General features: G+C 63.2%; 16 protein-coding genes and 1 pseudogene. 11 read left to right on the top strand and 6 right to left on the bottom strand.

Annotation, left to right across the window (positions count from 1 at the left end):
- The first annotated feature begins 2 nt into the window (after positions 1-2).
- The 5 genes from D3242_RS24130 to D3242_RS24150 all read left to right on the top strand — a co-directional run bounded on the left by D3242_RS24130 (position 3) and on the right by D3242_RS24150 (position 7,270).
- Positions 3-1,679 carry an NAD+ synthase gene (locus tag D3242_RS24130; RefSeq protein ID WP_019858362.1) on the top strand — a complete coding sequence of 559 codons (1,677 nt, stop codon included), beginning with the start codon at positions 3-5 and terminating at the stop codon, positions 1,677-1,679.
- A 45-nt stretch (positions 1,680-1,724) separates the two neighbouring features.
- The gene (locus tag D3242_RS24135) at positions 1,725-2,135 is read left to right on the top strand and encodes a GNAT family N-acetyltransferase (protein ID WP_064985697.1); all 411 of its coding nucleotides are present in this window, start codon (positions 1,725-1,727) and stop codon (positions 2,133-2,135) included.
- A gap of 393 nt (positions 2,136-2,528) precedes the next feature.
- On the top strand, positions 2,529-4,334 hold the full coding sequence (locus tag D3242_RS24140) for an ABC transporter ATP-binding protein (protein WP_064985751.1): 1,806 nt from the start codon (positions 2,529-2,531) through the stop codon (positions 4,332-4,334).
- Positions 4,335-4,568: 234 nt separating this feature from the next.
- Positions 4,569-5,750 (top strand): hypothetical protein, encoded by a 1,182-nt coding sequence (locus D3242_RS24145; protein ID WP_027046876.1) that lies wholly within the window; start codon positions 4,569-4,571, stop codon positions 5,748-5,750.
- A gap of 146 nt (positions 5,751-5,896) precedes the next feature.
- On the top strand, positions 5,897-7,270 hold the full coding sequence (locus D3242_RS24150; RefSeq protein ID WP_064985695.1) for a glutamate--tRNA ligase: 1,374 nt from the start codon (positions 5,897-5,899) through the stop codon (positions 7,268-7,270).
- On the opposite strand, the gene D3242_RS24155 is transcribed toward D3242_RS24150, so the two are convergent.
- From D3242_RS24155 to D3242_RS24170, 4 genes are all read right to left on the bottom strand, one after another.
- Positions 7,188-8,390, bottom strand: coding sequence for a DUF2865 domain-containing protein (locus D3242_RS24155; protein WP_064985693.1), 1,203 nt, complete (start codon positions 8,388-8,390; stop codon positions 7,188-7,190). The two genes, D3242_RS24150 and D3242_RS24155, sit on opposite strands and share 83 nt — an antisense overlap.
- A gap of 72 nt (positions 8,391-8,462) precedes the next feature.
- Positions 8,463-9,143 (bottom strand): outer membrane protein, encoded by a 681-nt coding sequence (locus D3242_RS24160; protein ID WP_019858353.1) that lies wholly within the window; start codon positions 9,141-9,143, stop codon positions 8,463-8,465.
- Positions 9,144-9,337: 194 nt separating this feature from the next.
- Positions 9,338-11,662: an NADP-dependent malic enzyme gene (locus D3242_RS24165; protein ID WP_038646993.1), complete on the bottom strand. Its 2,325-nt coding sequence runs from the start codon at positions 11,660-11,662 to the stop codon at positions 9,338-9,340.
- Positions 11,663-11,838: 176 nt separating this feature from the next.
- Positions 11,839-12,618: an SDR family oxidoreductase gene (locus tag D3242_RS24170; protein ID WP_064985692.1), complete on the bottom strand. Its 780-nt coding sequence runs from the start codon at positions 12,616-12,618 to the stop codon at positions 11,839-11,841.
- A 152-nt stretch (positions 12,619-12,770) separates the two neighbouring features.
- On the opposite strand from D3242_RS24170, the gene D3242_RS24175 reads away from it, so the two are divergent.
- On the top strand, positions 12,771-13,553 hold the full coding sequence (locus D3242_RS24175) for a UDP-2,3-diacylglucosamine diphosphatase (RefSeq protein ID WP_064985689.1): 783 nt from the start codon (positions 12,771-12,773) through the stop codon (positions 13,551-13,553).
- Positions 13,554-13,678: 125 nt separating this feature from the next.
- On the top strand, positions 13,679-14,944 hold the full coding sequence (locus D3242_RS24180; protein WP_064985688.1) for an MFS transporter: 1,266 nt from the start codon (positions 13,679-13,681) through the stop codon (positions 14,942-14,944).
- Here the strand turns inward: D3242_RS24180 and dgcA are convergent.
- Positions 14,864-15,847: an N-acetyl-D-Glu racemase DgcA gene (gene dgcA / locus D3242_RS24185; protein WP_064985686.1), complete on the bottom strand. Its 984-nt coding sequence runs from the start codon at positions 15,845-15,847 to the stop codon at positions 14,864-14,866. The genes D3242_RS24180 and dgcA overlap by 81 nt on opposite strands.
- A gap of 77 nt (positions 15,848-15,924) precedes the next feature.
- On the opposite strand from dgcA, the gene D3242_RS24190 reads away from it, so the two are divergent.
- The 4 genes from D3242_RS24190 to D3242_RS24205 are packed head-to-tail and all read left to right on the top strand — an operon-like array spanning position 15,925 to position 20,002.
- On the top strand, positions 15,925-17,112 hold the full coding sequence (locus D3242_RS24190; protein ID WP_064985684.1) for an ABC transporter permease: 1,188 nt from the start codon (positions 15,925-15,927) through the stop codon (positions 17,110-17,112).
- A 4-nt stretch (positions 17,113-17,116) separates the two neighbouring features.
- A complete protein-coding gene (locus D3242_RS24195; RefSeq protein ID WP_019858346.1) occupies positions 17,117-17,926 on the top strand; it encodes an ABC transporter ATP-binding protein in 810 nt (269 codons plus the stop codon).
- A gap of 14 nt (positions 17,927-17,940) precedes the next feature.
- Positions 17,941-19,314 carry an MlaD family protein gene (locus D3242_RS24200; protein ID WP_064985683.1) on the top strand — a complete coding sequence of 458 codons (1,374 nt, stop codon included), beginning with the start codon at positions 17,941-17,943 and terminating at the stop codon, positions 19,312-19,314.
- Between the two features lie 37 nt (positions 19,315-19,351).
- Entirely contained in the window at positions 19,352-20,002 is a 651-nt protein-coding gene (locus D3242_RS24205; protein ID WP_051112898.1) for an ABC-type transport auxiliary lipoprotein family protein, read from the top strand.
- A gap of 25 nt (positions 20,003-20,027) precedes the next feature.
- On the opposite strand, the pseudogene D3242_RS24210 reads toward D3242_RS24205, so the two are convergent.
- Positions 20,028-20,643 (bottom strand): annotated as a pseudogene (locus D3242_RS24210) (3'-5' exonuclease family protein).
- Between the last annotated feature and the right edge of the window lie 101 nt (positions 20,644-20,744).

Below are 20,744 nucleotides of genomic sequence, written 5' to 3' on the forward strand. Positions count from 1 at the left end.
GCATGACCAAGAAGCCCGACATACTGCGCATCGCGATCGCCCAGCTCAACCCGACCGTGGGCGATGTCGCCGGCAACCTCGCCAAGGCCCGCGAGGCGAGGGCGGATGCCGCGCGCCAGGGCGCCGATCTCGTGCTCTACACAGAGCTTTTCCTTGCCGGTTATCCCCCGGAGGATCTGGTGCTGAAGCCGGCCTTCCTGAAGGCCTGCGAAAAGGCGGCGCAGGAGTTTGCCGCCGATACGTCGGATGGCGGCCCCGGCGTCATCATCGGCACGCCGCTGAAGCGTAAGAGCGGCACGCACAATTCGATCATCGTCGCCGACGCCGGCAAGATCATCGCCGAACGCTACAAGCTCGACCTGCCGAATTATGGCGAGTTCGACGAGAAGCGCGTGTTCCAGGTTGGACCCGAGATCCAGGGACCGGTCAATTTCCGTGGCGTGCGCATCGGCATTCCGATTTGCGAGGACATCTGGGGCGATGTCGGCATCTGCGAATCGCTGGCGGAAAGCGGGGCGGAAATCCTGCTGGTGCCGAACGGCTCGCCTTACTATCGCGCCAAGATCGATGTCCGCCACCAGGTGGTCATCCGTCAGGTCATCGAATGCGGGCTGCCGATCACCTATGCCAATCAGCTTGGCGGCCAGGATGAGCTGATCTTCGACGGCGCGTCGTTTGCCATCGGCGCCGACAAGACATTGGCTTTCCAGATGAGCCAGTTCGAGGAAGCGGTCGACGTCATCACGTGGAAGCGCGGGGAGGACGGCTGGGTCTGCTCGGAAGGGCCGATGTCGAAGATCCCCGAGCGGGAGGAGGCCGACTATCGCGCCTGCATGCTGGGCCTGCGCGACTACGTCAACAAGAACGGCTTCAAGAATGTGGTGCTCGGCCTGTCCGGCGGCATCGATTCGGCGATCTGCGCGGCCCTTGCCGTCGACGCGCTCGGGGAAGAGCGGCTGCGCGCGGTGATGATGCCCTACCGCTACACCTCGAAGGATTCGCTCAAGGACGCCGAGGATTGCGCCCGCGCGCTCGGCTGCCGCTATGACATCGTGCCGATCTTCGAGCCGGTCGAAGGTTTCCTGCATGCGCTGACGCAGCTCTTCGAGGGCACCAAGGAAGGCATCACCGAGGAAAACCTGCAGAGCCGCGCGCGCGGCACCATCCTGATGGCGATTTCCAACAAGTTCGGCTCGATGGTGGTCACGACAGGCAACAAGAGCGAGATGTCGGTCGGCTATGCCACGCTCTATGGCGACATGAACGGCGGCTTCAATCCAATCAAGGACCTCTACAAGATGCAGGTCTACGCGCTGTCGCGCTGGCGCAACAGCCATGTGCCGCCGGGCGCGCTCGGGCCATCGGGCGAGGTCATCCCGAAGAATATCATCGACAAGGCGCCGTCGGCGGAGTTGCGCGAGAACCAGACCGACCAGGATTCACTGCCGCCCTATCCGGTGCTGGACGACATTCTCGAATGCCTGGTCGAGAATGAGATGGGCGTCGACGATATCGTCGCGCGCGGCCATGACCGGGCGACGGTGACGCGCATCGAACACCTGCTCTACATCGCCGAATACAAGCGCCGGCAGGCGGCACCGGGTGTGAAGATCACCCGGAAGAATTTCGGGCGCGACCGCCGCTATCCCATCACCAACCGTTTCAGGGATCGTGGGTAAGCGTTCGTCCGTGGGGCGAAATAGACGGTACCGCGAGGATGCAACATGCCGGACTGTGAGATCAGCTTTGACCTCGCGCGGATCGATTTCCGTGCGACCTCCGACCTGTTGATGGCGAGCTATTGGGGGGCTGGACGCAGCGATGAGTTTCATCGCCAGGCCTTCGCCAATTCGTTCTGCGCGGCCGGCTACATCGATGGCAAGCAGGTCGGTTTCGGCAGGGCAATCACCGACCGCACGGTGTTCGCCTATCTCGCCGACATCATCGTCTGGCCGCAGAATCGCGGGCAGGGCATCGGCCAGCGGCTGGTGCAGGCACTCATCGATCATCCCGAGCTCGGTAACGTCTCGCACTGGAGCCTGTCGACCGGTGATGCGCATGGGGTCTACGAAAAGCTGGGCTTCAAGGCATCGACCGACGGTCGATACATGCGCTTGGACCGCATGCCCCAGTGATCGGCGCGCGGCGAACGGCTTCTGCCACCGTTGTTGCAAAATAATCGCAGTGGTTGGACCAGATATGCTTTTGGGCAGAGCCCGTCTTGGCGATGCATCAGAGCGTCTCTATAAGGACCACTCCGCGATTCACTTGCGGGAGGTCCGAATGGCAGTATTTAAGATGGTAATGCGAGGCCGCGAAGCCTAGGTCTCATCCGGCGCCCCGCGAAGGTCCGTCCTTCGCATTGGAGCCGGTTTGAGCACAGGCTTTTGCCGATGCCGGTCGCCGCCCGACTACGGGCGTAACGCCAAAATATGCCACTCCGCTTCTGGGCAATCATTCGCCCCTTGCGCGGCTTCTTCAATTTTCGACCTTACTGGGATCGGGCTCGTTTGCGCCCGAATGACATCATGGCTCGTTTCAAGATCGATTTGCGCGCGAGCGCCTTTCGCAGCGTTCTTGGTTTCACGCTTACCCATTGGCGGCGCCAGCCCTGGCGGCTTTCGCTGATCATGGGTGGTTTCCTGCTGTCGACGCTGGCAGACGTCCTGACGCCGCTCTATTCCGGCCGGCTGGTCGACGCCGTCGCCAGCAGCGCCGGCGCGGACGCCATTGCCTGGAATGCCGCGATGACGGCGTTTTCGATGTTGATGGCGCTTGCCTTGACGGGCGTCGTGCTGCGGAACCTGGCGTTCATGGGCATCGTCGAACTGACGCTGAAGATGATGGCCGACATCGCCGCCGATGCCTTCCATCGCGTCCAGCGCTTTTCCACCGACTGGCACGCCAACTCGTTTGCCGGCTCGACCGTGCGCAAGGTGACGCGCGGCATGTGGGCGCTCGACCTGCTCAACGACACCATCCTGATCGCGCTGCTGCCGTCGGTGGTCATGCTCGTCGGCTCGACGCTGCTGCTTGGCTGGTTCTGGCCGCTGATGGGTGTGGTCGTCGCCGCCGGCTCGGTGCTGTTCATCATGGTGACGGCGATGCTGTCGCTTGGATATGTCGCGCCGGCGGCCAGGCTCGCCAACACCTGGGACACGCGCCTCGGCGGTTCGCTTGCCGACGCTGTCAGCTGCAACGCCGTGGTCAAGGGCTTTGGCGCCGAGGAGCGCGAAGAGCGCCGCCTCGCCAGGGTTGTCGCCAAATGGCGGGCGCGCACGCGGCGCACCTGGGTGCGCGGCACCGTCAACGGCACCACGCAAGGGGCGCTGCTGCTGGTCATGCGCGCCGCTGTGATCGGCCTGTCGCTGCTCTTGTGGTCGTGGGGGCAGGCGAGCGCCGGCGACGTCGCCTTCGTGCTGACCTCGTTCTTCGTGCTGCAGGGCTATCTCAGGGATATCGGCACGCATATCCGCAATTTGCAGCGTTCGATCAACGACATGGAGGAACTGGTCGATTTCCAGTCCGAACCGCTCGGCATCGAAGACCGGCCCGGCGCCAGGCCGATCCGGATCACGCAAGGGTCGATCAGCTTCGACAAGGTCACTTTTCACTACGGCAATCACCGGTCGCCGCTCTATCGCGACTTTTCGGTTGATATCGCGCCGGGTGAACGCGTCGGGCTCGTCGGTCACTCCGGTTCGGGCAAGACGACCTTCGTCAAGCTGATCCAGCGGCTCTATGACGTCAATGCGGGCAAGATCCTGATCGACGGCCAGGACATCTCGCAGGTGGCGCAGGCGTCGCTGCGCGGGCAGATCGCGATCGTCCAGCAGGAGCCGATCCTGTTCCATCGCTCGCTGGCCGAAAACATCGCCTATGCCAGGCCGAACGCGACCCAGGAGGAGATCGAGCATGCCGCGAAGCTGGCGAGCGCGCATGACTTCATCACCAGCCTGCCGAAGGGATATGGCACGCTGGTCGGCGAGCGCGGCGTGAAATTGTCGGGCGGCGAGCGGCAGCGCGTGGCGATCGCGCGCGCCTTCCTGGCCGATGCGCGCATCCTGATCCTGGACGAGGCGACGTCGAGCCTCGATTCGGAATCGGAGGTGCTGATCCAGCAGGCGATGGAGCGGCTGATGGTCGGGCGCACCACGCTGGTCATCGCCCACCGGCTGTCGACGGTGCGGGCGCTCGACAGGCTGCTGGTCTTCGATCGCGGCAACATTGTCGAAGAAGGCTCGCATGACGAGTTGATCCGGCTGAAAGGCGGCATCTACCGCCGCCTGTTCGAGCGTCAGGCGCTCGAACTGACCAAGGGACTGGTCGTTTGACCCGAGATGGCCTCCGGCATCGGCCGGAGGCCATCTCCATCAGGCGCTGTCAGCCGGAGTGACCTGCGCAGCATGCTCTTGCGGCATTCCCGCGGTTTAGACGTTTTTTACGATGCCGGGGAACGACACGCCATTTCTACCACTGGTTGTCATATATTTACGCAAAAGCAATCCAGGTAGCGTAAGTCCGTATCCTGGGATCAGATTGGTCAGCGCGGGATTTCGGCTTCACTTATGCATCTTGCTTCCGAAGATACTGGTGCGGAAAAAGCAGCTGCGCCGCCGGTGCTGGCAATTCACCATGGCTCGGTTCGGCCACTCGCCGCCGAAGATCTCGAGCGGGTCGCCGCACTCTTCCTGACGAAGTTTCGCCGTCGGCGACGTCACCTCCTCGATCGTGCGATCGCTGAGGTGGCCGAGTATATGAGCAAGATCTACCTCGACCCTGCCGGGCAGCCAGGCGCGAGCAACGCTCTTGTCCAGATCAACCCGCAGGGAGATCTGGGTGGCTTCCTCGGTGTCCTGAAGGCCCGCTACGAGCTCAACGGCGCGACATTGAATGCCGCAATCATTGGTCCGCTCATGGCTGACACCGGCACCGATCACGGTTCGGCCGGGCCGCAATTGCTGCGTGCCGTGCATCAAGGCGAATTCGATCTGCACCTCACCGATTCGGCCAACCGGGTATCCCTGGCCTTCGCGCGCCCGATGAAATATCAGTTGCTGCCGGCGCATTGCCTGGGATGGACCCGCATTTTCCGCCCGGCCGCGGTGGCCTCCGCCGTGGCGCGCGGTAAATGGCCGGGTCTGCCGCGCTTCGTGCTCGATCCCTGCGCCCGAGCATTCGACGCTTTTACGAGAAAAAGGTTCGAGCCGCCTGTCCAGCATTCCTCGTCACACCGGGTCCATCGCGAGCCGATGGATGCCGCGCAGTTTGCGGAGCGGCTGCCGGCCATTATCTCAGATTACGCGCTTCGGCCGCGCTGGCAGGATGGCGAACTGCCACGGCTGCTCGCGCTGGCGGCCGAGAAACGGGCCGACGGCCCCCTTCATTTTGGTGGGACCTACGACGAGACTGGTAAAATGCTCGGTTGCTACGCTTTCTACGGGCAGGCCGGCGGCATCGCGAACCTGTTGCAACTCCAGTCTTCTGGACCTCACTGGGGTGCGACGCTGGATGGCGTGATGGAGGACGCGTGGAATATGGGCTGCGCAGGCATCATCGGGCAGACGCAGAGCAGGTTCATGCCGCAACTCTTCAGCTACAAGAATGTCTTCTTCCGCTATGCCGGGGGGACGATGGTGCGCTCGCGCATCCCCGAGGTCGCGCAAGCGGTCCGCTCCGGCGACATCTTTATCGGTGGGTTGATGGGCGACCGCTGGACCCGCCTCAGTTCCGACGACTTCGGCCGCTGATCGCTTTCAACCAGCTGTTCTGATCGGATAAGGGCCATGCGCCTCGCATGGCCTAGTCTTTTCATCGCGCGCATCATGTTCTATGTGTGCCGACCAGCGCGGGGGCGCATCTTGTCAATCACAAAGGCATCCGGTACGCCCCGCTCATGACAGTTACCGTTCGTTTCGCCCCGTCACCGACCGGCCGCATCCATATCGGCAATGCGCGCACCGCTCTGTTCAATTGGCTGTTTGCCCTGAACAACAAGGGCCGCTTCATCCAGCGCTTCGACGACACCGACATTGGCCGTTCGAAGCAGGAATTCGCCGACGCCATCCTCTACGACCTGCATTGGCTGGGCGTTTTTCCCGATGCTACCGAATATCAGTCGCGGCGCTTCGAGGTCTATGACGCGGCGGTCGAGCGGCTGAAGGCAGCGGGCGTTCTCTATGCCTGCTACGAAACACCGGAAGAACTCGATCTTCGGCGCAAGGTGCGCCGCACGCGCGGCCTGCCGCCGGTCTATGGCCGCGAGGCCCTGGCGCTGACGCAGGAGCAGGTGGCCGAATACCAGGCCGACGGGCGCCGGCCGCACTGGCGCTTCCTGCTGCCCAATTTTACCAGCGACCCGCTGCAGCCCGAACGCACCGAGGTTCATTGGAACGATCTGGTGCGTGGCCAGGAAACGGTCGATCTGGCTTCGCTCTCGGATCCAGTGCTGGTGCGCGAGGACGGCACCTATCTCTACACGTTGCCGTCCGTCGTCGACGACATCGAGATGGGTGTCAGCCACGTCATCCGCGGCGACGACCATGTCACCAACACCGGCGTGCAGATTGCCCTGTTCAAGGCGCTGGACGCCGAGCCGCCTGTCTTCGGCCACCACAATCTCTTGACCACCGTCTCGGGCGAGGGGCTGTCTAAGCGCACCGGGGCACTCTCCATCGAAAGCCTGCGCGAGGATGGCATCGAGCCTATGGCCGTCGCGTCGCTCGCCGTTCTGGTCGGCACCTCGGAGAATGTCGCGGCCGCGCATGACCTCGCCGAACTCGCCGGCCGTTTCGATCCGGCCGCGACCTCGAAATCATCGGCCAAGTTCGATCCGGACGAACTGTTCGTGCTCAACCGCGCGCTGATGCACCATATGCCGTTCGACGGGGCGCGCGACAGGCTGATGGTGCTTGGCATCTCCGGCGAACAGGCCGAGCCGTTCTGGCTGGCGGTGCGCGGCAATCTCGACCGGCTGGCCGATGCGGTGGGCTGGTGGCGAATCCTGCGCGAGGGGCCGCAGGACAGACCGGAATTCTCGGACGACGATCGTGACTTCCTCGGACAGGCCTTCGAAGTCCTGCCCGAAGAGCCCTGGAACGGAGCGGTCTGGAAGGACTGGACCGGCAAGATCAGGGAAGCGACAGGGCGCAAGGGCAAGGGGCTGTTCATGCCGCTGAGGCTTGCCCTTACTGGACTGCCTTCGGGGCCGGAGCTTGCAGATTTATTGCCGCTGATGGGTCGGGAAGGAACGTTGGCCCGACGACCCTGACCTTGCGCTGCTCCGGCGGCAAGGCGGATACCGGCGACGTCACCGGCTTGGCGGAAAGCCGCTTGATGGCGCCGCGGTCGAGCCCGCCGTCCCTGTTGGCCAGGGTTTCCGGGTCGATGCCCGGATCGGGCTTGGAGGCCGGCATGGGAACCAACGGTGCCGCTTCCGTTTCCGGCAGCGACTGATGCGGGGCCGGCGGGTTGCCGCCAATGATCTGGAAATTCTGCGCGGCATTGCAGCCGCAGGCCGGCGGCCGCGATATGTTGGACTGCTTGTAGAGATAGGCGGTCGGCAGATCGCTGTAGGGCCTGCCGGTGACCGATGACGTCATCGAGGCTGAATCGTCGTCCATGCCGCGCGAATAGAAGACCTGCATCTCGGTGCCGGGGCAGCTCGATTGGCAATTCTTCTGGTCGCGCTCGAAATCGCCGACCGAGGCGGCATTCGACATCGGGAAGAAATAGCCGTCGCAGGTGCGCACGCAGGTGGTGTGGAACTCGCCGCCGGTGCCCGGAGCGTCTGGAACGCCGGGCAGGTTCAGGACGCGGTGGACATTGCGTTCCTCGCCGGGATCGTCCGGCTGGTCAGGCGTGTCGCTCGGCTGGTTGTCGCCGCCGAAAAGCTGGTCGAACAGGTTGGCGTTGCCGTCTTCGCGGTCGGCTTCCTGCAGCGGCGGGCGGCGCGGCGCAACCGTGTCGTCGCGGCAGCCATTGGCGTCGAGCGCAGCCAGGATGCGGCCACGGTCGCGACGCGAGCCGCCGCCACCGGCGAGTTGCGCACGCTTGGCCTGGAGACTGTCGAGATTGGCGTTCATGCGGTCGATGGTGGCGTTGAGCCCGGCGCATCGATTGATGTTGCGGGAAAACAGCGAAAACCCGCAACCTGCATTGTCCGCCTGGTCGCGTGCCTTGGAGATCTGTTCGCGCTGCCGGTCGATCGCGGCATCGTATTTGCGGATCATGGCCGGACCACCGCCGCCGCCACGCGAAGCCGCGGCAAGATCGGCCTCCAATTGACGGCAGACCCGCGAGGCGGCCTGTGACTCCGTGATGGTGGCGCCGGACAGCAGGAGGCCAAGCAGCATGGCAGCATGCGCCCGCTTCGACCCTCCGCTTGTCATCCGTCTCAATCCCGCTAGCCTGTGCCCGCCAAGCTACCCCGTTCGCGGTTAATCGTCTATTTCGGCTGCTTGTCAGAACTTGTAGTTCATGCCGATCTTGACCGTGCTGAACTTGTTATCGAACTCGGTGTTGCTGCCGCCGTAGTCGATGGTCTGGTCGCGCAGATCGACATAAAGATACTCGACATTCGCCGACCAATGATCGGTAAATGCCTGTTCCAACCCTGCGCCAAGAGTCCATCCAGTTTTGGTGCCCTTTTCCGAAAAGCTATTGAAAGGCCCGTCAAGGTATCGGTTTTCAACGCTTCCGTAAGCAAGGCCGCCGGTTCCATAGATCAAGCTGTTGTCGAACGCATATCCGGCGCTGGCGCGCAGCGTTCCAAACCAGTCCACCTTGGTATCGTATGTATCGCCGCGGACGCCGACATTGATTTCGCCCGAGTGTCCCTTGATGTCCGCGCCGGCAATGTCGGCTTCGACGCCGAGAACCATGGAATTGATCTGGTAGTTATAGCCGACTTGAACACCACCCAGGAATCCGTCGATGTCGTAGTCCTGGCTTGCCTGAAACGTTGGCGTGTTGGGCGAACTGAAAACCGCGTCGGTCCTGCCGAACCCGTAGCCGATCTGCCCGCCGACATAGACGCCGGACCAGTCATGGACGGTCGCGGGCTCGGAACCGATGGCGTCCGCGGCCAGAGCTTGTCCGCCGATCAACGACAGCAATGCGGATGCGAGCAAGAAGCCTTTCATGACGTCCTCGCCGTCAGATCAGATGTGCAACCATATCAGGTCGGCCTTTCCTGCGAAATCTGCTTCCAGCCAAGGCCGAATTTCCACAATCGCAAGTTGCCTATCGGCAACACCACCATTTGCAACAACTTGTCGCCGGCATGTGAGGATGCTGCCCGGAAGACCAGGCCGAGCCAGCTGAAGCCGGCTTCGGCCTAGTCCAGATTGGCGACGGCCTGTGCCTTGTGCGCGGCCTCGACCACCGCCAGCGCAGTCATGTTGACCACACCGCGCGACGTGACCGAGGGCGTCAGTATGTGGGCCGGCATGTCGGTGCCGAGCAGGATCGGGCCGACATGCAACGCATCCATCATGGCGCGCAGCGCCGTCAGCGTGATGTTGGCCGAATCGAGGTTGGGGAACACCAGCAGATTGGCCTCGCCCTTCAGCCGCGAATGCGGATAGACGCGCTGGCGTAGATGCTCGGACAGCGCGGAATCGGCATGCATTTCGCCGTCGCACTGCAACTCCGGCGCGATGCGCGCCAGGATTGCCGCCGCCTGACGCATCTTGAGCGCGCTGGGTGAATCGCGCGAACCGAAATCCGAATGCGACAGAAGGGCCGCCTTCGGCTCGATGCCGAAGCGCTGGATTTCCTCGGCCGCCAGCACGGTCATCTCGGCGATCTCCTCGGCCGTCGGGTCGACGGAGACGTGGGTGTCGGTGAGGAAGATGATGCCGCGCTGCGAGATGAGCATCGAAAGCGTCGACAGGTCATAGTCCTTGATGCCCGCGCGCGGCCCGATGATCAGCGTCACGTTGCGCAGATGCCGCTCGAAGCGCCCTTCAAGGCCGCAGACCATGGCGTCGGCGTCGCCGCGCTTCAGCGCGAGTGCCGCGATCACCGTGTTGTCGGTGCGCACCATGGTGCGCGCGGCCTCCGTCGTGACGCCGCGCCGGCCGGCGAGTTCGATCAGCAGGTCGACATAGTGGCGGTAGCGCGGATCGTCCTCGGGGTTGATCAGGCCGAAATCGACGCCCGGCTTGATGCGCAGCCCGTAGCGCTTCAGCCTGACCTCGATGACATGCGGACGGCCGATCAGGATCGGCTCGGCGATGCCTTCCTCGAGCACCACCTGGGCGGCGCGCAGCACGCGCTCGTCCTCGCCATCGGCATAGATGACGCGCTTGGCGCTCGATGCCTTGGCGGACGAGAACACCGGCTTCATCACCAGGCCGGAGCGGAAGACGAAGCGATTGAGCTTGTCGATATAGGCGGCGAAGTCGGTGATCGGCCGCGTTGCCACACCGGTGTCGCAGGCCGCCTTGGCGACGGCCGGCGCGATGCGCAGGATCAGCCTGGGGTCGAAGGGCGAGGGGATCAGGAAATCGGGCCCGAAGATCGGCGTCTCGCCCGAATAGGCGCGTGCGGCGACGTCCGAAGGCTCTTCGCGGGCAAGAGCGGCGATGGCCCGCACGGCAGCCATCTTCATCTCCTCGTTGATGGCGCTGGCGCCGCAGTCGAGCGCGCCCCGGAAGATGTAGGGGAAGCATAGGACATTGTTGACCTGATTGGGAAAATCGGAGCGGCCGGTGCAGATCATCGCATCGGGACGCGCCGCGCGCGCCACTTCCGGCATGATCTCGGGATTGGGATTGGCCAGCGCCAGGATCAAAGGCTTTGGCGCCATGTGCTGCAGCAGTTCCGGCTTCAGCACGCCGGCGGCCGAAAGGCCGAGGAAGACATCGGCGCCCGGGATGACGTCGGCCAGCGTGCGCGCCTCGGTGTCCTTCACATAGGGGTCTTTCCAGCGGTCCATCTCTTCGGTGCGGCCCTTGTAGGCGACGCCGAAACGATCGGTGACCCAGATGTTTTCGATGCGCACGCCGAGCGAGACCAGAAGGTTCAGGCAGGCAAGGGCGGCCGCACCCGCACCGGAGGTGACGACCTTGATGTCCGAGATGGTCTTGCCGGCGAATTCCAGTCCGTTGAGCACGGCGGCAGCGACGATGATGGCGGTGCCATGCTGGTCGTCGTGGAACACCGGTATGCTCATGCGAGCTTTCAGCCGTTCCTCGACTTCGAAACACTCCGGCGCCTTGATGTCCTCGAGATTGATGCCGCCGAAAGTGGGTTCGAGAGCGGCGACGGTCTCCACCATGCGCTCGATCTCGGGGGCGTCGATCTCGATGTCGAAGACGTCGATGCCGGCGAACTTCTTGAACAGAACCGCCTTGCCTTCCATGACCGGCTTGGAGGCCAGCGGGCCGATATTGCCGAGGCCGAGCACGGCCGAGCCGTTGGAGACGACGCCGACGAGGTTCGCGCGCGCCGTGTAATCGGCAGCGGTTGCCGGATTGTCGCGGATCTCAAGACAAGGCGCAGCCACGCCGGGCGAATAGGCGAGCGCCAGATCGCGCTGGTTGCCGAGCGGCTTGGTTGCCTGGATCTCGAGCTTTCCCGGCGTCGGATGCTTGTGGAAGTAGAGGGCGGCTTCGTCGAGGTCCGAACGTGCCGTTTTCTTGTTCTCGCCTTCCATGCGGCCGCTCCCTCGAAACCTGTGTCGGGAGTCCTTTTAGCATGCGGCCTAGATTTTTCGCGACGCTAATTGACGCGCCGGCAGCATTAAGTGGCGGCGCGTCGACAATCAATATATATCAGATGCTTGCGGCCATTTCATGCCAGATGAGTCGCGCCGCTTCGCTGACCTCTAGGTCAGAAGGCGCTGACGTAGAGGCCGCCATCGACCGGTATGTTCTGGCCCGTGAGATAGCCGGCATGGACCGAGCAGAGAAAGGCGCAGATCTGGCCGAATTCCTCCGGCGTTCCGAGCCGCTTGGCCGGGACATCGGCGCTGATGCGGGTCTTGCGCGCGGCGGCAGCCGCCGGATCCTCTGGTGTGCCGGCCTCATGCGGGCCGCGCAGCCGGTCGGTGTCGAGCTTGCCGGGCAAGAGGCTGTTGATGGTGACGTTGCGGTCGATCACCGTTCGCGCCACGCCGGCAAGGAAGGAGGTCAGGCCGGCGCGCGCGCCCGACGACAGGTCGAGACCGGGAATTGGGACATAGACCGACAGCGAGGTGATGTTGACGATGCGGCCGAAGCCGCGCTTCGCCATGCCATCGAGGACGGCCTGCACCAGTTCGATCGGCGTCACCATGTTCTGGGTCACGCCTTCGAGGATTTTGGCGCGATCGAGTTCGCGGAAATCGCGCAGCGGCGGGCCGCCATTGTTGTTGACGAGGATGTCGGGCTCCGGACAGGCGGCAAGCAGCGCCTTCTGCACTTCCGGCTTCGAGACGTCGCCGACGACTTCCGTCACGGTCACGCCGTAACGCGCGCGCAGCTCCGCGGCGGTCTTGGCCACCAGTTCGGCGTTGCGCCCATTGACGACGATATCGCAACCGGCCTCGGCCAGCGCCATGGCGCAGCCTTTTCCAAGACCCTTGCTCGAAGCGCAGACGATAGCCTTCTTTCCGCGGATACCAAGATCCATGACGATTTCTCCTGTGATTTGGCCGGCAAGCTAGTCCTTAGGCTGGACCAATCGCAACCGTCATACGGTTGTTGCATGAATCGGGGCATAGGCTGCGCGAAAGCAAGGGTGAAATCGCGATGTCAGGCCCAGAGCCCCGCACTTTCCGAAGCATGTTCATTTCCGACGTCCATCTCGGCTCGAAGGCGGCGAAGACCGAGTTCCTGATCGATTTCCTGCGCTACCATGACGCCGACATCATCTATCTGGTCGGCGATATCGTCGATGGCTGGCGGCTGCGGCGCAGCTGGCACTGGCCGCAAAGCCACAATGACGTCGTGCAGAAATTGCTGCGCAAGGCGCGCAAGGGCGCCAACATCACCTATATCGCCGGCAATCACGACGAGTTCGCCCGCCAGTTCCAGGGCGTACATTTCGGCGGCATCGTCGTCGCCGACCGAGCCATCCATGAAACGGCCGACGGCAAGCGCCTGCTCGTCATCCATGGCGACCAGTTCGACACCGTCGTCCACAATCAGCGCTGGCTCGCCTATCTCGGCGATCACGCCTATGACGCGGCGATGATCGTCAACCGCGTGGTGACGCGGCTGCGCCAATTGCTCGGCCTGCCTTACTGGTCGTTTTCGTCCTGGGCCAAGGTCAAGGTCAAGAAGGCGGTCAACTTCATCGGCTCGTTCCAGACCGTGCTGACCGAGGAAGCCCGCCGCTCGCATGTCGACGGGGTTATTTGCGGCCATATCCACCATGCCGCGATCGAGAATTTCGATGACGTGCGCTACATCAACACCGGCGACTGGGTGGAAAGCTGCACGGCCGTCGTCGAGCACTTCGATGGCCGGATGGAAATCCTGACCTGGGCGCAGGTGCTGCCGGAGTCGTTTGACGAACCTTTCATCCCGATGCTCATCGAGGATCGGGTCGGGCAGGCGGCCTGACACGAAGGCCGCGACAACTTTAAGCGTCAATCGATTGGTCCAGCCGGTTTCCCCTGGTTTTCCGCCATGTTAAGGGATCGATCCACGTCGTCAGCCGGTAGAGCGCGGCGTAATTGGATCGATTCATGTCCCTGCCGCCGCTTTTGCCAGAACAGCTCGTCAAACCGCGCCATTTCGAACTGCGCATGAGCCTGATCTTCGGCACATTGTTCATATCGCTCGGCACGCATTTGCCCTATTTCCCGCTGTGGCTGCAGGCCAAGGGGTTTCACGCCGAACAGATCGCCGTCATCCTGGCCGCGCCAATGTTCCTGCGCGTGGTGACCACTCCACTGCTGACGACGCTCGCCGATCGGGCGAGGGACCGTGCCAATGTCTATGTCGCGCTGGTGGCAGCCTCGCTGCTGCTGTCGGCGGGTTATTTCCTCACGCCAACCTACGCGATGGTGCTGGCGGTGTCGCTGGCGCTGACCATTGTCTGGACGCCGCATTCGCCGATCGCCGATTCGCTGGCGCTTTCGGGCGTGCGCCGCTTCGGCTCGAACTATGCAAGCATGCGCAAATGGGGATCGATCTGTTATCTCTGCGCCAATGTCGCGGGCGGCTTCATCCTGGCGGCCACCGGACCCCAAGCCGTTCCGGTGATCATATTCCTTGCCCTTGGCGCGGCGCTCGTCGCCGGGCTGCTGGCGCCGCGCATGGGGCGCCCGCGCAAGGCCTCGCCGTTGTCGGCCGCGGAAATCCAGCACGCGGCGCCGAGCCTGTTCAATGCCTATTTCCTCTACTTCACCTTTGGCGTCGGCATCATCACCGCCAGCCACGCCTTCCTCTACGGTTTCGTTTCCATCTACTGGAAATCGATCGGCATCAGCGATTCCGTGGTCGGCCTGCTGTGGGCCTGGGGCGTGGTGTCCGAAGTCTGCATGTTCTTGTTTTTCAACCGTATTTTCGCTTCCGTGTCGGTCGTCAGGGTGATGGTGATCGCCGGCATCGGCTCCATCGTGCGCTGGATCATCTTTCCACTGGTCTGGCCGCTCGGGCTCGGCATCGCCGGCTTCTTCGCCGTGCAGTCACTGCACTCGGTGTCTGTCGCAATGGTGCTCATCGGTCTGCAGAGAATGATCGCCGAGACTGTCTCCGAAGAGCGCACGGGTGCGGCGCAAGGCATCGCCTATTTCTTCAACGGCTTCTTCATGGCAGCCGTTACGCTGGCTTCCGGCCCGCTCTATGACCGTCTCGGCGTCGATGGTTTCCTGGTGATGATCCCGATCGCGATCGTTGGCCTGGTGCTGATCGGGTTCGCCGCGCGCTCAGCCCCAAAGCGCCCGGTCCGGAGGGGAGACGAGCGATCCCTGGTAGACGAGACCCGGAACACGGTCGCGGGCAAGTAGCAGCGGACCGTCGAGGTCGACGAAATCGGCGTCCTGGGCGAGCAGCACCGCCGGCGCCATGGCAAGCGACGTGCCGACCATGCAGCCGACCATGATGCCAAAACTGAGCTCGCGGGCGCGGTCGCGCAGCATGAGCGCCGCCGTCAGTCCGCCCGACTTGTCGAGCTTGATGTTGACGGCATCGTAGAGACCGACCAGCGTTTCCAGGTTCTTCGCCTCATGCACGCTTTCGTCGGCGCAGATCGGCAGCGGATGGGCGATGTGGCGCAGGATCTGGTCCTGGCCAGCGGGCAGGGGCTGTTCGACCAGCGCAATGCCTCGCTCCGCCGCGAAGGCGAGGTTTGCGACGATGTTGTCGTCGGTCCAACCCTCATTGGCATCGAGGATGATTCGGCTCTGAGGCGCTGCTTCCGTCACAGCACGAATCCTGGCCATGTCGTTGTCGCCGCCGATCTTGACCTTTAGCAAAGGCCGGCCGGCATTGGCGCGGGCCTGTGCCGCCATCGCTTCGGGTTCGCCTAGCGACAGTGTGTAGGCGGTTTCCAGTGGACGCAGCGGTGCGGGCCAGATTGCGTTTGCCACCGGCTTGCCGCTGATCTTGGCTTCAAGGTCCCAGAGCGCGCAGTCGACGGCGTTGCGGGCGGCTCCCGCCGGCATTGCGTCGAGCAAAGCGGTCCGGTCGATGCCGCCGGCGATCCGCTCGCGCATTGCCTCAATCGCGGCGTGTACGCCGTCCATGGTTTCCCCATAGCGCTTGTAGGGAACGCACTCGCCGCGCCCGCTATGACCATCCTGGCTGATCGTGCATGTGATGACCTCGGCCTCGGTCTTGGAGCCGCGCGAAATGGTGAAGGTGCCGGCGATTGGAAAACGCTCGGCCTCAACCGAAATGACACGCGCCATATTTTTCTGCTCCGGCTGTGCCAGAAGGGTTGTCGGCAAATCGACAAGGTCGGACCCATCAGGCTAAACAGGACGCCATGTTGACCATCGGCAAGCGCGACGCAAGCGGCACCACCGCCTCGGAGGCTGACCACCAACCGCGCGTCGCGGTCGGCGAGGAGGGTGGCGTGCTCGGCTGCGCGTTCTCCGGAATCTGGACGACACGGACGGTGGCGCTGATCGACGCCGACATGCGCAAGATCGAGAAACGAAACGGTTTCAAGACCTTGGCGCTCGATCTTTCGAAAATCGAGAAGATCGATACCGCCGGCGCCTGGCTGATCGACCGGCTGGTCAGCGCCTTCGAGAAGAAGAACGTCGAGGTCCGGATGCAAGGCCAAAGCGAGATCGCCGCCATCCTGCTCGACGCGGTCGGCGAGGCTGTGCGGCGCGAACCCGAATCCGGCCCGGCGCGGCCGCCCAACATCGTCATTCGGGCGCTGGAGGCGGTTGGCCGGCGCGTCTACGAGATGCGCGACGATTTCTTCGCCTCGATGAATATTCTGGGCGCCACCATCCGCGGTGCGCAGATGAAGCTCGGCCGTGGCCATGCCGTCAACCCGGCGGCGATCTTCAACCAGATCGACCGCATGGGCGTCGGCGCCATTCCTGTGGTGGTGCTGATGTCGGCGATCGTCGGCGCCATCGTTGCCCAGCAAGGCGCCTACCAGCTCAGCTATTTCGGCGCCGATATCTTCGTCGTCGACCTCGTCGGCGTGCTGATCCTGCGCGAACTCGGCGTGCTGATGACGGCAATCATGATCGCCGGCCGCTCCGGCAGCGCGATCACCGCCGAGATCGGCTCGATGAAGATGCGCGAGGAGGTCGACGCGCTGAAGGTCATCGGTCTCAATCCGATAGGGGTCCTGGTCTTTCCGCGGCTGGTTGCGCTGGTGATCGCCTTGCCGTGCCTGACGATCATCGCCAATTTTGCCGCACTCGGAGGCGGCATCGTCGCGGCGTGGCTCTACTCCGATATCCCACCCGCCGCGTTCATCGACCGCTTGCGTGTCGCCATCGATCTCAGCACGATTTTCGCTGGGCTGATCAAGGCGCCGTTCATGGCCATGATCATCGGCACGATCGCCTCGGTCGAAGGCATGAAGGTCGGCGGTAGCGCCGAATCGCTCGGCCAGCACGTGACCGCCTCCGTGGTGAAGTCGATCTTCGTCGTCATCATCCTCGATGGGCTTTTCGCCATGTTCTACGCAGCCATCGAGTTCTGACACCATGGCGAAGGGCAATGGCATCAAGGTGGAGGAAAAGGACGAGAACGAGATCGTCCTTTCGGTGCGCGACGTCACCGTTGCCATCGACGACAAACTGATCCTCGACAAGCTTTCGCTCGACATCAAGCGCGGCGAGATCCTGGGGTTCGTCGGCGCTTCGGGCGCCGGCAAGTCCGTCCTTTTGCGGACCATTCTCGGGCTGATGCGCAAGCAGTCGGGAACGATCAAGCTGTTTGGTGTCGACGTCGACAAGGCAAGCGATATCGAGCGCCTGCGCATCGACATGCGCCTTGGCGTGCTGTTCCAGCATGGCGCGCTGTTTTCGGCACTGACCGTGCAGGAGAACGTGCAGGTGCCGATGCGCGAATATCTCGACCTGCCAAGGAAGCTGATGGACGAGCTGGCGCTGCTCAAGATCGAGCTGGTCGGGCTGCCGCCGGACGCGGCGCAGAAATTCCCTTCCGAACTCTCCGGCGGCATGATCAAGCGCGCAGCACTTGCGCGCGCCCTGGCGCTCGATCCGGATATCGTCTTTCTCGACGAGCCTACGTCCGGCCTCGATCCCATCAGTGCTGCCGAGTTCGACGAACTTGTCGTCAAGCTGCGCGACACCATGGATCTGACCGTCTATATGGTCACGCACGACCTCGATACGCTGTTTACCGCTTGTGACCACGTGGCGGTGCTCGGTAAGAAGAAAGTATTGGTCGAGGGCACCATCGACGACATGCTGAAGAGCGAGGAACCGTGGGTAAAATCCTATTTCCGCGGAAAACGCGCCCGCCAACTTGATCTTGCCGCACGTGCATAGCCATAAGTGAAATAATGGAAACCAGAGCCAACTACGTCATTGTCGGCATTTTTACGCTGGTTGCGATCCTGGCGGCGTTCGGCTTCGTTTACTGGACGGCGGCGATCGGCGACAGAGGCGAGACGACGCTGCTGCGCGTGCGCATCCCTGGTTCGGCTTCCGGTCTTGGCCGCGGCAGCTTCGTGTTGTTCAACGGCGTCAAGGTCGGTGACGTCAAGCGCGTCTATATCGACGTCGACAATCCGACTGTCGCCATCGCCGACACCGAGATCGACCGGCTGACGCCGATCACCAAGTCGACGCAGGCCGATATCGGGCTTGCCGGCCTCACCGGGCAGGCCAATATCGAGCTCAAGGGCGCCGACCCCAAGGAAGTGAAACTCCTCGACCAGGCCGAGAAGGAAGGCAAGGTCGCCGAGATCGTCGCCAACCCTTCCGCCGTGACCAATCTGCTGCAGACGGCGCAGAACATCTTCACCCGCGCCGACAAGGTGCTGAGCGAACTCGAGGGCTTCACCAGGGATGTTCGGGGGCCGCTGACGCAGACCGTGCAGAATGCGCAGACATTCTCCGATGCGCTGGCCAGGAATTCCGACGGCATCGACAAGTTCCTGTCCAGCGTCAGCGCGCTGTCCGACGAACTGAAGGGCGTGTCCGGCAAGCTCGACGGCACGCTGAAGGCGGCGGAAGGCCTGCTCAATGCCGTCGATAGGGACAAGATCAAGAGCATCGTCGCCAATGTCGATACGTTGACCGCGAACCTCAAGCAGACATCGCAACAGCTCGACGGCGTGATCAAGAATGTCGACACGGCGGTCGGGTCCGTCAATGATTTCGCCAAGCAGACGCAAGGCACGCTGGCCAAGGTCGACGGCGTGCTCGAGGGTGTCGACCCGGCGCAGGTGCGTGAGGCTTTGGCCAACATCCAGAAGGCCAGCGAAAACGCCAACAAGGCCGCTGCCGACATTGCCGTGGTGACCGACAAGTTCGCCAACCGCGCCGATGACATCGACCAGACGATCAAGGATGCCAAGCAATTGGCGCAGCGGCTCAACGACGCCTCGGTACGCGTCGACGGCATCCTCGCCAGGGTCGATACCTTGCTCGGCTCGGGGCAGGCGGACGGCGTGATGGCCGACGCCAGGGATACGCTGAAGTCGTTCAAGCAGGTTGCCGATACGCTGAATGCGCGACTTGGCGTCATCACCGACAATCTGGCGCGCTTCTCGGGCCAAGGCCTGTCGAATGTCGAGGCGCTGGTGCAGGACAGCCGCCGCTCGATCACGCGCATCGAGGAAGCAGTCACGGATCTCAGCCGCAATCCGCAGCGCATTCTTTCGGGTGGCGACGGCGAGGTTCGGCAATTCGACGGCAGGGCGCGGCGTTGACTTCGGCGCCTCCTCGCCCCAAGAACATGAGTTGCGGATGCGGGTTGATCTTACGATCCGGGGACAACGGGGATCGCGCGTGAAGTCGGTGTGGGTGAGAACAGGTGGATTGACACCGGCTGCGGCGCTGCTTGCGCTATCGCTTGCCGGCTGTGCGGTACTGGGCGGCAAGCCTGCGCCGCTCGACACATTCGAGCTTTCGGCGCCGTCGGTTGACGCCCATGGCCATAGCCGCAAGCAAATCCTGATCGCCCAGCCCTCGGCGCTCAAGGCGCTGGACAGCCAGAACATCGTCATCAAGCCCTCCGACCACTCGATCCAGTATCTGAAGGGCGCGCAATGGGCCGACCGGCTGCCGCTAATCGTGCAGGCGCGGCTAGCGGAGACCTTCCAGCGTTCCGGCAGCTTTGCCGGCGTCGGCAAGCCGGGCGAGGGCCTGGCGATCGATTACCAGGTGATCGTCGAGATCCGTTCCTTCGAAGTGAGTGTGGACGGTGGCGAACATGCCGAGGTCGACCTGTTCGTGCGCCTGCTCAACGATCGCAACGGCGAGGTGCGCGCTTCCAAGAGCTTCACCGCGTCCGCGCCCGTTTCGGGCAGCGGCAATCCCGCCTATATCAGTGCGCTCGACAGTGCCTTCGGCGATGCCGCCAAGCAGATCGTTCGCTGGACGGATTCGGTGATCTGAGCGCAATCCCGCCAGACGCTTCAAGCTACAAGCGGTCGAAGGCTTCCGGCCGCAGCTTCCCGGTCTTCATCAGATGCTGCAGCGTGTAGGTTACGGACAGCGCGTCGTCGAGCGCGTCATGTCCCTGCAATGGCGGGTGTTCGACGCCGTAATAGTCCGCGAGCTTGTTGCTCGGCGTGTGCGCTAGATCCTCGATCGGCATCCCGGCCGCGATCAGCAGCTTGACGGCGTTGTCGAAACCGGGTGGCGGGGATGGACGGCCGAATGCCCGCGACATAGCAGCTGATGGCCATCATGTTCAGTTCGTCCTTGCCCCAGGACCAGAACCGCGCGCCATCGGAAAAGCGATCGACCCCGGCAAGTGCTTCTCCAAGCGCAACCCCTTCGGTCTCGATGTTTTTCTCGGTGATGCCGGTCAGTCTGGTGAAGAACGGATCGAGTTCGTATCTCCGGCCAAACCGGTCGATCGGTCTGATATAGGCCTTGTGCGTGCCGAGCAGCGGAAAGTCATCTTCGAGACCGAGCCTGACCGCGCCAATCTGCGCGATGACCGGGTCGGGATCGTGGGCCGCGCACCGAAACCGACGTTGTGACCCCTCAAGGCAGAGAAACTCGCAGTCGAATATGATGGCCGTCTTCACGGTTGGTACCCTTTTGGCGAGGGTCAGACAGGTGTGAATGGTTCAGCGCGCGACGGAGCCAGGGCCAGGCGGGACCATGGCCCCGCCTGTTCAATTCGTGG

Origin of the sequence: Mesorhizobium jarvisii, assembly GCF_003601985.1 — a bacterium.
Lineage (GTDB): Bacteria > Pseudomonadota > Alphaproteobacteria > Rhizobiales > Rhizobiaceae > Mesorhizobium > Mesorhizobium jarvisii.

Coding starts and splice junctions, on each gene's coding strand:
- D3242_RS24140 (WP_064985751.1), top strand. CDS start 2,529: ATGGCTCGTTTCAAGATCGATTTGCGCGCGAGCGCCTTTCGCAGCGTT.
- D3242_RS24195 (WP_019858346.1), top strand. CDS start 17,117: ATGGCGAAGGGCAATGGCATCAAGGTGGAGGAAAAGGACGAGAACGAG.
- D3242_RS24175 (WP_064985689.1), top strand. CDS start 12,771: ATGTTCATTTCCGACGTCCATCTCGGCTCGAAGGCGGCGAAGACCGAG.
- dgcA (WP_064985686.1), bottom strand. CDS start 15,847: ATGGCGCGTGTCATTTCGGTTGAGGCCGAGCGTTTTCCAATCGCCGGC.
- D3242_RS24200 (WP_064985683.1), top strand. CDS start 17,941: ATGGAAACCAGAGCCAACTACGTCATTGTCGGCATTTTTACGCTGGTT.
- D3242_RS24165 (WP_038646993.1), bottom strand. CDS start 11,662: ATGGAAGGCGAGAACAAGAAAACGGCACGTTCGGACCTCGACGAAGCC.
- D3242_RS24160 (WP_019858353.1), bottom strand. CDS start 9,143: ATGAAAGGCTTCTTGCTCGCATCCGCATTGCTGTCGTTGATCGGCGGA.
- D3242_RS24145 (WP_027046876.1), top strand. CDS start 4,569: ATGCATCTTGCTTCCGAAGATACTGGTGCGGAAAAAGCAGCTGCGCCG.
- D3242_RS24135 (WP_064985697.1), top strand. CDS start 1,725: ATGCCGGACTGTGAGATCAGCTTTGACCTCGCGCGGATCGATTTCCGT.
- D3242_RS24180 (WP_064985688.1), top strand. CDS start 13,679: ATGTCCCTGCCGCCGCTTTTGCCAGAACAGCTCGTCAAACCGCGCCAT.
- D3242_RS24170 (WP_064985692.1), bottom strand. CDS start 12,618: ATGGATCTTGGTATCCGCGGAAAGAAGGCTATCGTCTGCGCTTCGAGC.
- D3242_RS24130 (WP_019858362.1), top strand. CDS start 3: ATGACCAAGAAGCCCGACATACTGCGCATCGCGATCGCCCAGCTCAAC.
- D3242_RS24205 (WP_051112898.1), top strand. CDS start 19,352: ATGCGGGTTGATCTTACGATCCGGGGACAACGGGGATCGCGCGTGAAG.
- D3242_RS24150 (WP_064985695.1), top strand. CDS start 5,897: ATGACAGTTACCGTTCGTTTCGCCCCGTCACCGACCGGCCGCATCCAT.
- D3242_RS24155 (WP_064985693.1), bottom strand. CDS start 8,390: ATGACAAGCGGAGGGTCGAAGCGGGCGCATGCTGCCATGCTGCTTGGC.
- D3242_RS24190 (WP_064985684.1), top strand. CDS start 15,925: ATGTTGACCATCGGCAAGCGCGACGCAAGCGGCACCACCGCCTCGGAG.